Source organism: Kosakonia quasisacchari, from assembly GCF_004331415.1.
In the GTDB taxonomy this organism is placed as follows: Bacteria; Pseudomonadota; Gammaproteobacteria; order Enterobacterales; family Enterobacteriaceae; genus Kosakonia; species Kosakonia quasisacchari.
On sequence record NZ_SJOP01000004.1, the window covers coordinates 130,145 to 142,464 of the forward strand.

Annotated in this window: 9 protein-coding genes; 4 read left to right on the forward strand and 5 right to left on the reverse strand. The window is 54.7% G+C overall.

The window, feature by feature from the left end; all coding sequences use genetic code 11:
- The first annotated feature begins 49 nt into the window (after positions 1-49).
- On the forward strand, positions 50-574 hold the full coding sequence (locus E0L21_RS05920) for a PadR family transcriptional regulator (RefSeq protein ID WP_131407652.1): 525 nt from the start codon (positions 50-52) through the stop codon (positions 572-574).
- Here the strand turns inward: E0L21_RS05920 and E0L21_RS05925 are convergent.
- Together E0L21_RS05925 and E0L21_RS05930 are read right to left on the reverse strand one after the other, a co-directional pair.
- The gene (locus tag E0L21_RS05925) at positions 571-2,133 is read right to left on the reverse strand and encodes a methyl-accepting chemotaxis protein (protein ID WP_131407654.1); all 1,563 of its coding nucleotides are present in this window, start codon (positions 2,131-2,133) and stop codon (positions 571-573) included. The genes E0L21_RS05920 and E0L21_RS05925 overlap by 4 nt on opposite strands.
- Before the next feature lie 445 nt (positions 2,134-2,578).
- The gene (locus E0L21_RS05930) at positions 2,579-4,099 is read right to left on the reverse strand and encodes a methyl-accepting chemotaxis protein (protein ID WP_131407656.1); all 1,521 of its coding nucleotides are present in this window, start codon (positions 4,097-4,099) and stop codon (positions 2,579-2,581) included.
- Positions 4,100-4,530: 431 nt separating this feature from the next.
- Between E0L21_RS05930 and ygjG the strand changes: the two genes are divergently transcribed.
- Complete coding sequence (ygjG, locus tag E0L21_RS05935; protein WP_170312055.1) at positions 4,531-5,910, forward strand: putrescine aminotransferase; 1,380 nt, start codon at positions 4,531-4,533, stop codon at positions 5,908-5,910.
- Between the two features lie 185 nt (positions 5,911-6,095).
- Here the strand turns inward: ygjG and lsrG are convergent, their stop codons facing one another.
- Complete coding sequence (gene lsrG, locus E0L21_RS05940) at positions 6,096-6,389, reverse strand: (4S)-4-hydroxy-5-phosphonooxypentane-2,3-dione isomerase (protein ID WP_131407660.1); 294 nt, start codon at positions 6,387-6,389, stop codon at positions 6,096-6,098.
- Positions 6,386-7,273, reverse strand: a complete 888-nt coding sequence (gene lsrF, locus E0L21_RS05945) for a 3-hydroxy-5-phosphonooxypentane-2,4-dione thiolase (RefSeq protein ID WP_131407662.1) — start codon at positions 7,271-7,273, stop codon at positions 6,386-6,388. Before lsrF ends, lsrG begins: the two co-directional genes overlap by 4 nt.
- Positions 7,274-7,411: 138 nt before the next feature.
- On the opposite strand from lsrF, the gene lsrK reads away from it, so the two are divergent.
- The gene (lsrK, locus tag E0L21_RS05950) at positions 7,412-8,986 is read left to right on the forward strand and encodes an autoinducer-2 kinase (RefSeq protein ID WP_131407663.1); all 1,575 of its coding nucleotides are present in this window, start codon (positions 7,412-7,414) and stop codon (positions 8,984-8,986) included.
- Positions 8,987-9,127: 141 nt separating this feature from the next.
- Positions 9,128-11,149: an NADPH-dependent 2,4-dienoyl-CoA reductase gene (locus E0L21_RS05955; RefSeq protein ID WP_131407665.1), complete on the forward strand. Its 2,022-nt coding sequence runs from the start codon at positions 9,128-9,130 to the stop codon at positions 11,147-11,149.
- A gap of 33 nt (positions 11,150-11,182) precedes the next feature.
- Here the strand turns inward: E0L21_RS05955 and rlmG are convergent, their stop codons facing one another.
- Complete coding sequence (gene rlmG / locus E0L21_RS05960; RefSeq protein WP_131407667.1) at positions 11,183-12,313, reverse strand: 23S rRNA (guanine(1835)-N(2))-methyltransferase RlmG; 1,131 nt, start codon at positions 12,311-12,313, stop codon at positions 11,183-11,185.
- Between the last annotated feature and the right edge of the window lie 7 nt (positions 12,314-12,320).

Sequence of the window (12,320 nt, forward strand, 5' to 3'; positions counted from 1 at the left end):
GTTATTTTAGATATAAATTAGATATATCAAATTATGTGAGAAAGCAGCTATGCGCCATCATCATGGCAATACCGACAGTGAGCGCCACCACGGGCACGGCAGCGGCCGCCGCCAACGTTTTTTCGGTCACGGCGAATTACGTCTGGTGATCCTGCATTTACTCAGCCAAAACGCCAGCCACGGCTATGAGCTGATCAAAGCCATTGAAGCACTGACGCAGGGTAACTACACACCCAGCCCTGGCGTGATTTACCCGACGCTGGATTTTCTGCAAGAACAGCAGTTTATTACCGTTGGCGATGAAGAAAACGGACGCAGGATGATCGCTATTACACCGCAGGGCACGCAGTGGCTGGCGGAAAATCAGCCATCGCTGGCACAGATTGAAGAGCGGATTAAAGCGCGCAACGTTGGCTATCAACTGCGCAAAAACCCACAGATGAAGCGGGCGCTGGAGAACTTTAAAGCCGTGCTGGATTTACGGGTAAATCAGGGGGGAGTCAGCGCCACGCAGCTTAAACAGATAATTGGCATTATCGACCGCGCAGCGCTGGAGATTTCACAACTCGATTAAACGGCCTGTGGCGCCTCGCGCAGGCGGAACACCTGTACCAGCTCGCGCAGATGCAACGCCTGGTCATTCAGTGCCGCTGCCGCCGCCACAGACTCTTCCACCAGGCTGGAGTTCTGCTGGGTGGTGGAGTCAATCAGGCCAATCGCGCTGTTAATCTGCGAAATACCATCGGTCTGCTCGCGGCTCGCCTGACCAATTTCTCGCAGGATAACATCCATCTCTTCTACGTTAGTAACCATGCCGTTAATCAGCGCGCTGGCTTTTTCGACCAGCGCCATGCCTTCGCGGGTCTGGCTGGTAGAGCTTTCAATCAGATGGCGAATGTCGTTGGCCGAGGAGGCACTCTTCTGCGCCAGTTGACGCACTTCACCGGCCACGACGGCAAAACCACGGCCGTGTTCACCGGCGCGCGCCGCTTCGACCGCCGCGTTCAGCGCCAGAATGTTAGTCTGGAAGGCAATCGCGTCAATCAGGTTGATGATGTCCGACATGCGGTTGGACGTGTCGTTAATCACGCGCATCTTCTCGGTGACCTGCTTCATCATCTCGCCGTTATTCTTCACGACTGTCGCCGCATCGGCGGAGAGGTGTGTGGCTTCGGAGGTATGATCGGCAGTGTTTTTCACCGTTGCGGTGATCTGCTCCATGGAAGCCGCCGTCTGCTCGACGGAGCTGGCCTGCTCTTCGGTACGCGCCGCCAGATCCTGATTACCGGCCACAATCTGTGCCGCCGCACTGGAGATATTCTCTGAACCGTTTTGCACCTGATGAACAATCTCAACAAGACGGTTTTTCATCTCCATCAGCGCGCGCAGTAGCACGCCGGTTTCATCACGATGGCGAGAATCGATAGTACGCGTCAAATCGCCGTCGGCAATCGCTTCGGCAAAGGTAACGGCTTCTCTGAGCGGGCGAGTGATCATCCGCACGATATACCAGCCAATCAGGCTGCCCATGCCGATGCTAACAATAGCCAGCAGAATCAGCATCAGGCGGTTTGAACTGAAATCGTTCTGCACCTGCTCGCCCGCCGCGCGCATTTGCCCATCCTGAATGGCGATCAGCGCCAAAACGCGCTCTTTGTAAGCGTTCTGGATATTAATGGTTTTGGTCATCATCTCCTGAATCGCACCCGCGCGATCGTTATTTTTAACGGCATCGAGGATGCGGAAACGAGAGTCGAGATACTGCTGGCGCACGGTGCGGATGTCTGCGAGGATTTTCTGTGATTTATCATCGCGCAGGTTTTTAGATAAATCTTCCAGCAGAGCGGTAATGTGGGAGCTGATCTCAGCAAGTTGTTTTTGCGATTCCCCCGTCCATTTACCGTCGCTATCCAGCAGCATCAGTTGCTGTGTGCTGACAAAGGTCTGGAAATTATCAATAAGCTGATTCGCTTTTACCGTGGTTGGGTAATCTTCATGCACGATCTCTTGCATTCCGTTATTTGCGCGGTTCAGGCTGAAAAGTGACAGGCAGGAACTCACTACCATTAACGCAATAAAAAAGCCGAACGCCAGAAATAATTTCGTGCCGATTTTTACATCGTGTAAAAACATATATTCTCCATGGGTTTGATTATTTTATTGACGAAAGTTCCGCGCCTTCACCCTAATGGCACGCTTAAGTCCCTGGCGCAAATTAAAAGAATGCAGCCACTAGCCGTTATCGGTAACGTTAGCGCTAACTTTATGAGTTTGATCGTTTTTTTAATTACTTAATGAATCTTCTGATAGCCAACAACGATTAATTATTATTTATCGATCGTTATATGCGCGAAAAAATAGATTTGCGCAACTTATATTAACGTCGCTACATTGAATTTTATTCAGAATTAAATAAATAAAACTGAGATATATTAATATTTGGCAATGCGAATTGTATTTAATAATTAATTAACAAAGAATATACAACATCATTACATCAAGGCGAGAATACGGGGAAAAAGCAGCTAAAAAAACCGCCAGTGAGGCCACAGGCGGTTTTTAATTCGTTTACCAGCGATCAGTGCAATACGGAAACAGCATCCTGCAGGCGGTCTGCGCGATGTTTAACCATTGCCGAAACCGCAGCGCTTTCCTCTACCAAACCGGCGTTTTTCTGCGTGATGGCATCCAGCTCTGCCACCGCACGCGTAAGCTCGGAAAGCCCCGTCGCCTGCTCCGACGTCGACTGGCTAATCTGCCCAATCAGCGCAGTGACGTTTTGCACCTGGGTAACAATATCCTCCATCGTTCGACCTGCGGCATGCACCTGGTCGTAACCAGACTGCACTTTACTGGCGCTGGCGTCGATCAGCCTGCGAATATCATTCGCTGCGTTGGCGCTACGGCTCGCCAGGTGACGCACTTCACCTGCCACTACCGCAAACCCTTTACCCTGCTCGCCCGCTCTGGCGGCTTCTACCGCCGCGTTCAGCGCCAGGATATTGGTCTGGAAAGCGATGTCATTAATCAGCTTGGTGATAGAACCAATACGCCCGGTGCTATCGGCAATCTCATCCATGGTTTTCACCACCGTCTCCATCGCCTTGCCGCCGTGCGTAGCGGCGCTACTGGCGGAGCTGGAGAGCTCGTCTGCCGCCGATGCCGTTTGTGAGTTGTTTTGTACCGATGCTGCCATCTGGCTCATTGTGGCAACCGTCTGCTGCACATTCACCACCGTTTGGCGCGTGCGTTCATTAAGATCTTCATTACCTTTCGCCAGCGTTTCACTGCCGCTACGCACACTGTGAACCTGAGTTGAAACGTCATTGATCAACCAACGGCACATCAGCCCCAGTTGCCCGACCGCCCGCAATGTCAGCCCCAATTCATCGCTGCGGTTCAACGGTTGCACACTATTGCGCTCCCCGGTGGCCACACTCAGCGCCTGACGCGCCACGTTTTCCGCTGGGCGAACGATTTGCCACTCAAATGCCAGGCAACCCAGCAGCATCGCCAACGTACTTACCGCCAGCGCCGGGCCACTTGCACCGGTAAACCACAATCCAGCAAATTGCGCCGCCCACAATAATGTCATGACGCTACGCGCACGCCAGCGGAGCGGCATGCCTGCCAGTTTTCCCCACCAGCGCTTGCTAATGACCAGGCCTTTATAGACGCGTTTGTTGCAGCGCCCTTCGTTTAACGCTTTGTACAACGGTTCAACGGCGGCGATCTCCTCATCTTTCGCCTCGGTGCGAATCGACATATAGCCGGTGACTTTGCCATTGCGCACCATCGGAACAGCATTGGCTCGCACCCAGTAATGGTCGCCATTTTTACGCCGGTTTTTGACGATGCCGCTCCAGGGCTCGCCCTGTTGCAGGGTGTACCACATGTCGGCAAATGCCGCTTTGGGCATATCCGGGTGGCGAACAAGATTGTGGGGCTGGCCGAGCAGTTCATTCTGGGTATAACCACTGGCATGGATAAACGCGTCGTTGGCGTGGGTGATGTAACTTTGCAGGTCAGTCGTCGACATGAGCGTGGTGTCATCGTCCAGCATAAAGCGCTGCTGGCTGACATAAGGAAGAGAAGACATGGTTGCGTCCTATGCAGGTTATATTGCTGTTAAAAATTACTGCGAATGTTATTTCGGCGATAATGAGTTTATCTTTAGTTGTTAAATTTGATTTAGATCGCAATTTACAATAAAACCCTGCTTTTCGTGGGCTTGTTAACGTTATGAGTTTAATAATTTCACCATGTTATCACTGAGTTTTTCTAACACAAACGCCCTATAATCGCGCATTTATTGCACCATATTGGCGCAATACGTTCATCCCCTCTCCAGAAGTGAACAATTTTTAATCACAAAAGATACAAAATATTAACGCAACGGCATGATTAAATTTTGTGCGCCTCCATTTTCTCCTGGCATTTATCCCGATTTATGCTTCCCGCACCGAAGTGGCGTAATCCCTGCAATACTTAAATCGGTATCATGTGATACGCGAGCCCCCGGAGCCCATTTTGAACAGGTTACCTTCCAGCGCATCGGCATTAGCGTGCAGCGCTCACGCACTGAATCTCATTGAAAAGCGAACGCTCGACCATGAGGAGATGAAAGCATTAAATCGAGAGGTGGTGGATTACTTTAAAGAGCATGTGAATCCGGGGTTTCTAGAGTATCGAAAATCTGTTACCGCCGGCGGGGATTACGGAGCCGTAGAGTGGCAAGCTGGCAGTTTGAACACGCTTGTCGACACCCAGGGGCAGGAGTTTTTAGATTGCCTGGGTGGATTTGGAATATTCAATGTGGGGCACCGTAATCCAGTTGTGGTTTCCGCCGTACAGAATCAACTCGCAAAACAACCTCTGCATAGCCAGGAACTGCTCGATCCATTACGAGCGATGCTGGCCAAAACGCTGGCGGCATTGACGCCCGGCAAACTGAAATACAGCTTCTTTAGCAACAGCGGAACAGAATCCGTCGAGGCGGCGTTGAAACTGGCCAAAGCGTATCAGTCACCGCGCGGCAAATTCACCTTTGTCGCCACCAGCGGTGCGTTCCACGGTAAATCGCTGGGCGCATTGTCGGCAACGGCAAAATCGACCTTCCGCAAACCCTTTATGCCGCTGCTGCCGGGCTTCCGTCATGTGCCATTTGGCGACATCGACGCGATGCGTACGCTGCTTAGCGAATGTCAGAAAACCGGTGATGATGTCGCCGCAGTGATCCTGGAGCCAATTCAGGGTGAAGGTGGTGTGATCATACCGCCAACAGGTTACCTGCCAGCGGTTCGCAAGCTGTGCGATGAATTTGGCGCGCTGCTGATTTTTGACGAAGTGCAAACCGGCATGGGCCGTACGGGGAAGATGTTCGCCTGCGAACACGAAAACGTGCAGCCAGACATCTTGTGCCTGGCGAAAGCGCTGGGCGGCGGCGTTATGCCGATTGGCGCAACGGTTGCTACACAAGAGGTGTTCTCGGTGTTGTTTGACAACCCATTCCTGCATACCACGACGTTTGGCGGTAACCCGTTGGCCTGTGCGGCAGCGCTGGCGACCATCAACGTACTGCTGGAAGAGAACCTGCCCGCTCAGGCGGAGCAGAAAGGCGACATGTTGCTGGACGGTTTCCGCGCGCTGGTGCGTCAATACCCGGATCTGGTGCAGGATGCGCGCGGCCGCGGGATGCTGATGGCGATTGAGTTTGTCGATAACGAAACGGGCTACAACTTTGCCAGTGAGATGTTCCGCCAGCGTGTGCTGGTCGCCGGGACGCTCAATAACGCGAAAACCATTCGTATCGAACCGCCGCTAACGCTGACAATCGAGCAGTGTGAGGAAGTGCTGAAAGCGGCAGCCAACGCGCTTGCAGCCCTACGGGTTACTGAAGAGCTGGCGTAAGATGTACGCATAAAACCCTCTCCCCGCGGGAGAGGGTTTTTTATTGCTCATTGAAAACCCGTAGTCATCACCACGTTCAGGTTTTCTGCCCTATTACCTTGAGATTTCAATCTCACGCAGAAACGGCTTTTACAGGTGTGGTATGCGCTTTCAGGCGCAATCAATCCCACCATGAAAGCAGATGTTTACTGCGGCAGTAAACCAATAAAGCTGCGTTTTTTACGCGGCTCCGACATCAGTTCCTCCAGCTTTTCCACGCACGCCAGGTAGTGTGGTGTCGCTTTGTGCGCCTGTACGGCCGCGTCATCCTGATACGCTTCATAAATAAAAAAGCGGGTTTTCACTTTCGGATCCTGTAATACATCAAAACGCAGGTTCCCCGGCTCGCGGATCGCGCCTTCATGGTTCGCGCGAAACACGGCTAAAAACTCCTCTACACGGTCCGGTTTGATATTGATTTCCACCAGCGTCACATTCATGGTTGCTCTCCTTGTTTTTCCTCCAGCCAGAACTGGTACGCCTCACGGGCGTGCATATGCTCGTGTACCACTTTTTTCACCGCTTTGAGCATGGCGAGTGGCGCGCTGGACTGGAAGATATTGCGCCCCATATCCACGCCCGACGCGCCCTGATCGATAGCGCGGAAACACATCTCCAGCGCTTCCTGCTCGGGCAACTTTTTCCCGCCAGCAATCACGATCGGTACCGGGCAGCTGGCGGTGACTTTTTCAAACCCCTCTTCAACAAAGTAGGTTTTCACAAACTGCGCACCCATTTCAGCGGCGATACGGCTGGCCAGCGAAAAGTAACGGGCATCGCGCGTCATCTCTTTACCCACGCCGGTCACCGCCATCGTCGGCACACCGTAGCGGTTACCCGCGTCCACCAGCTTAATGATGTTGTTAATTGACTGGTGTTCGTATTCGCTGCCGATATAGATTTGCGCCGCCACTGCACAAACGTTAAGCCGCAGCGCATCTTCCATCGCTACCGCCACACATTCGTTAGAAAGCTCTGCAAGTATTGAATTGCCGCCAGAAGCACGCAGCACCACCGGTTTATTGGTGGCTGGCGGCACCACACTGCGCAGAATGCCACGCGTACACATCAGCACATCGGTTTGTGCGAACAGCGGCGCTATCGATAAATCAATGCGCTCAAGGCCGGTGGTCGGCCCCTGGAAATAACCGTGATCGAAGGCCAACATCACCGTTCGATTGCTCTGCGGGTTAAAGATCCTTGCCAGCCGCGATTGCATCCCCCAGTCCAGTGCACCGCAGCCTTTCAGCGTGAAAGGCACATTTTGCTGCGCTGTGCCCAATCCAAAGTCTTTGCCATCTTTGATATCATCTAAATCTGCCATCCTCCCTCCCGCAAAAAGCTGTGATAGAACAAGTGATTTTGTGACTGAAGAACGTTCAAAAGCGTAGGCGCTGAACTATATTTACGACCGTACGAGGATCACAGTTTTATCTATGATGCTTGCGAGGGGGCAAAACCCATGAGTTACCTTTTAGCGTTAGATGCAGGAACTGGCAGCATTCGGGCAGTGATCTTCGACTTAAGCGGGCGGCAAATCGCTGTCGGCCAGGCCGAGTGGAAACACCTGAGCGTAGAAAATGTCCCCGGTTCAATGGAGTTCGACATCAACACCAACTGGCAACTTGCCTGCCAGTGCATCCGCCAGGCGCTGAAAACCGCCGGTCTGAACGGCGCAGATATCCAGTCAGTAGCCTGCTGCTCCATGCGCGAAGGGATTGTGTTGTATAACAACAACGGCGACGCCATCTGGGCATGTGCCAACGTTGATTCCCGCGCCAGCCATGAAGTTGCCGAGTTAAAAGAGATTCATGACTGGCAGTTTGAAGCCGAAGTCTACCGCGTTTCCGGGCAGACGCTGGCGCTGAGCGCCATGCCGCGTCTGCTATGGCTGGCTCACCACCGCCCCGATATTTACCGCGATACCGCCACCATCACCATGATCAGCGACTGGCTGGCCTCACGTCTCTCCGGCTGGTTAGCGGTTGATCCCTCCAACGCTGGCACCACCGGCATGCTCGATCTTTTTACCCGTGACTGGCGGCTCGACTTTCTGGATATGGCCGGGTTACGCCCGGATCTATTGTCACCCGTGAAAGAGACCGGCAGCCTGTTGGGCGAAGTGACTCACCAGGCAGCGCAGGAGTGCGGTCTGCGGGAAGGCACGCCGGTAGTGATGGGCGGCGGTGATGTGCAGCTCGGCAGCCTTGGACTTGGCGTGGTTCGCGCCGGGCAAACCGCCGTGCTCGGCGGCACATTCTGGCAGCAAGTGGTAAACCTGCCGCAAGTGCGCACCGACCCGGAGATGAATATCCGCGTCAATCCACATGTCATTCCCGGCATGGTGCAAGCAGAGTCGATTAGTTTTTTCACCGGCCTGACCATGCGCTGGTTCCGTGATGCGTTTTGCGCCGAAGAGAAGTTGATTGCTGAACGGATGGGCATTGACGCCTACACCTTACTGGAAGAGATGGCCAACCGGGTGCCGGCAGGTTCATGGGGCGTGATGCCGATTTTCTCCGATGCCATGCACTTTAAGCAGTGGTATCACGCCGCACCGTCGTTTATTAATCTCTCCATCGACCCGGAAAAATGCAACAAAGCCACGCTGTTCCGCGCGCTGGAAGAGAACGCCGCTATTGTTTCCGCCTGCAATCTGGCGCAGATTTCGCGTTTCTCCGGCGTGCAGTTCGACAGCCTGGTATTCGCAGGAGGCGGTGCGAAAGGCGCGCTGTGGAGCCAGATCTTAAGCGATGTCACAAGTTTGCCGGTACGGGTGCCGGAAGTGAAAGAGGCCACCGCGCTGGGCTGCGCTATCGCCGCGGGTGTAGGTGCCGGGTTGTACGACGATATGGCCACCACCGGCGAACGACTGGTGCGCTGGAGCCGGGAATTTACGCCGAACCCGGAACACCGCGAGCTGTACGACACCATGATGCTGAAGTGGCAAAAAATCTACGCGGAGCAGCTCGGCCTGGTCGACAGCGGTTTAACCACATCCCTGTGGCAGGCACCCGGCCTGACAACCGGTAGCTGAAGCGCTTTTCCCTCTCCCGCGCGGGAGAGGGATATTTGAATCCCATCACAATCATTCGCTCCGCTTTTTCCCTTTTCTGCTGCGACGGCTAAAGTAGAACTCATCCGACCACATAACAATAATTTTACATTGGAAGAGAGCATGAGCCACTACCCGTCGCTGTTCGCCCCACTCGATCTGGGCTTTACCACGCTAAAAAACCGTGTGCTGATGGGTTCGATGCACACCGGGCTGGAGGAGCGCCCGGACGGCGCCGAGCGGCTGGCGACATTCTATGCCGAACGTGCCCGTCATGGCGTCGCGCTGATTGTCACCGGTGGCGTTGCGCCTGCGCTTTCCGGCGTCACCATGGAAGGCGGCGCGGTGCTGCACGATACCAGCCAGCTTCCTCATCACCGGCAAATCACCGAAGCGGTGCATCAGGAAGGTGGCAAGATCGCCCTGCAAATTCTGCACACCGGGCGCTACAGCTACCAACCACACCTGGTCGCGCCGTCGGCATTACAGGCGCCGATCAACCGCTTTACACCTCATGCGTTGAGCCATGATGAAATTCTCACGCTGATTGATGATTTCGCCCGCTGCGCTGCGCTGGCGCAGCAGGCCGGTTATGACGGTGTTGAGGTGATGGGTTCTGAGGGCTACCTGATTAACGAATTTCTCGCCGCGCGCACTAACCACCGCGATGATGAATGGGGCGGCGATTATGCCCGGCGCATGCGCTTTGCGCTGGAAGTGGTGCGTGCCGTGCGCGAGCGTGTGGGAAGCAACTTTATTATTATCTATCGCCTGTCGATGCTGGATCTGGTCGAAGGCGGCGGCACGCTGGAGGAAACCATCGCGCTGGCGCAGGCGGTAGAAGCCGCAGGCGTGACGCTGATTAACACCGGTATTGGCTGGCACGAAGCGCGTATCCCGACCATAGCCACGCCGGTGCCGCGCGGCGCATTCAGTTGGGTGACGCGCAAGCTGAAAGGCAAAGTGAAGGTGCCGCTGATCACCACCAACCGCATTAACGATCCGCAGGTCGCGGACGAGATCCTCGCGCGTGGTGATGCCGATATGGTATCGATGGCGCGCCCGTTTCTGGCCGATGCCGAGTTTGTGTCGAAAGCACAAAGCGGCCGCGCGGATGAGATCAATACCTGCATCGGTTGTAACCAGGCCTGCCTTGATCAGATATTCGTCGGTAAAGTCACCTCCTGCCTCGTTAACCCGCGCGCCTGCCATGAAACCCAGATGCCGGTGCTTCCGGCTGTGCAAAAGAAAAACCTGGCGGTGGTCGGCGCAGGCCCCGCCGGGCTGGCGTTCGCCATTAATGCCGCCGCACGCGGGCACAGCGTCACGCTGTTTGACGCGCAGGCGGAGATCGGCGGGCAGTTTAATGTCGCCAAACAGATCCCCGGCAAAGAGGAGTTCTACGAAACGCTGCGATACTACCGCCGGATGATCGATCTGACCGGTGTTACGCTGTGCCTGAATCAACGCGTCGATTCGGCCCGACTGTTGGAGTTTGACGAGGTGATCCTTGCCAGCGGCATTGAACCACGAATGCCGCCGATCGACGGGATCGACCATCCGAAAGTGCTGAACTACCTTGATGTACTGCGCGATAAAGTGCCGGTGGGCGAAAGTGTGGCCATTATTGGTTGCGGTGGGATCGGCTTTGATACGGCGATGTATTTAAGCCAGCCGGGCGAGCCAACCAGCCAGAATATCGCCGAGTTTTGTGTGGAATGGGGAATTGATACCAGCCTGAATGAAGTCGGCGGTCTGCGCCCGGAAGGACCGCAGTTGCCGAAAAGCCCGCGCCGCATTGCGATGTTGCAGCGTAAAGCCAGCAAACCTGGTGAAGGTCTGGGGAAAACGACGGGCTGGATCCACCGTGCAACTTTGCTGTCGCGCGGGGTAAAAATGATCCCGTCGGTAAGTTATCAAAAGATCGACGATGCCGGTTTGCACCTGTTGATCGGCAGCGAACCTCAACTATTAGCCGTTGATCATGTGGTGATCTGCGCAGGCCAGGAGCCGAAACGCGAGCTGGCAGAACCGCTGCGTGAAGCAGGTAAAACGGTACATTTAATCGGTGGCTGCGATGTGGCGCTAGAGCTGGATGCCCGCCGGGCAATTGCGCAAGGGACAAAACTGGCGCTGACGATTTAAAACAAAGTGGCCCGCAGAGCGGGCCACTTTCCGTTAACGCTTTTTACGCACTTTCACCGCTTTCAGCACCACGAACTTGTTGTTAGTGGCGAGGGTTTCGCAGTTGCCAAAAACACGTTTTAGCTTGCGGAAATAGTCGAGGTGGCGGTTGCCAACAATGCGCAGCTCGCCGCCATATTTCAGGCAAAAACGCGCATCGTTAAACATCTGCCAGGCAATATGATCGGTGATTGCGCTCTGCTGGTGGAACGGCGGGTTACACACTATCGCATCAAACCTGTCCGGTTCCACGCCGGACAGCGAGTTATTAATCATATACTCGCTGCGTTCGACCGCTTCCGGCAGGTTCGCTTCCACATTAAGCCGCGCGGAAGCCACCGCCATCGCCGACTCATCGGCGAACAGCACACGGCTGTTCGGGTTTTGCGCCAGTAGTTTTAAACCAATTACGCCGTTGCCGCAGCCCAGATCAACCATCTCGCCTTCAACGTTTTCCGGCAGATGTTGCAGGAAAAACCGCGCACCAATATCCAGCCCGCTGCGGGAAAAGACGTTGGCATGGTTATGGATGGTCCAGTTCGTGCCGTCCAGCTTCCAGCTGGCGAGCACTGAGCTCTCGTCAAGCGCAGGCGCGCTAAACGTGCAGTTGATGAGCCGTGCTTTTTTCCATGCCAGCGTGGTGGTGGTCGGCCCGAGGATTTTTTCAAACAGCGCTATCGTCGAGTTGTGGACATCACGCGATTTCGCCCCGGCGATAATCCGCGTTTGCGACGTCACCACGTTGCGCAGCGCGCGCAGTTGCTGCTCCAGCAACGCCAGCTGTTTTGGCACTTTGATAAGCACTAACGCCGGGTTTGCAGGCAGTGGGCTCAGGCTGTCTTGCAGCGTGACGGCGGTTTCATCCAGATCATTAATGCGCAAGTTGTGCTGCGCCGCAAGCTCAGCGATATGGGAATCATTGACGGAAACCGGGCGATGCGACACCAGCGCACACGCCAGCGCGCCGAAGCTGTCGTTAAAAATAAGAACCGGGCCATCGACCTCATTCACCTGTTGCAGCAGATACTCATCCGCCGCGTCCCACGCCTGTAGCGACGCCTCTTCCACGCCGACAGGGAATCTGTCTAAAGTGAATGACTGTCCGTTTAACTCAACCTGGCTCATCGACCCT

Excerpts from the sequence above, each read along its gene's own strand:
- E0L21_RS05955 (WP_131407665.1), top strand. The coding sequence starts at position 9,128 with ATGAGCCACTACCCGTCGCTGTTCGCCCCACTCGATCTGGGCTTTACC.
- lsrK (WP_131407663.1), top strand. The coding sequence starts at position 7,412 with ATGAGTTACCTTTTAGCGTTAGATGCAGGAACTGGCAGCATTCGGGCA.
- lsrF (WP_131407662.1), bottom strand. The coding sequence starts at position 7,273 with ATGGCAGATTTAGATGATATCAAAGATGGCAAAGACTTTGGATTGGGC.
- E0L21_RS05930 (WP_131407656.1), bottom strand. The coding sequence starts at position 4,099 with ATGTCTTCTCTTCCTTATGTCAGCCAGCAGCGCTTTATGCTGGACGAT.
- E0L21_RS05925 (WP_131407654.1), bottom strand. The coding sequence starts at position 2,133 with ATGTTTTTACACGATGTAAAAATCGGCACGAAATTATTTCTGGCGTTC.
- E0L21_RS05920 (WP_131407652.1), top strand. The coding sequence starts at position 50 with ATGCGCCATCATCATGGCAATACCGACAGTGAGCGCCACCACGGGCAC.
- rlmG (WP_131407667.1), bottom strand. The coding sequence starts at position 12,313 with ATGAGCCAGGTTGAGTTAAACGGACAGTCATTCACTTTAGACAGATTC.
- lsrG (WP_131407660.1), bottom strand. The coding sequence starts at position 6,389 with ATGAATGTGACGCTGGTGGAAATCAATATCAAACCGGACCGTGTAGAG.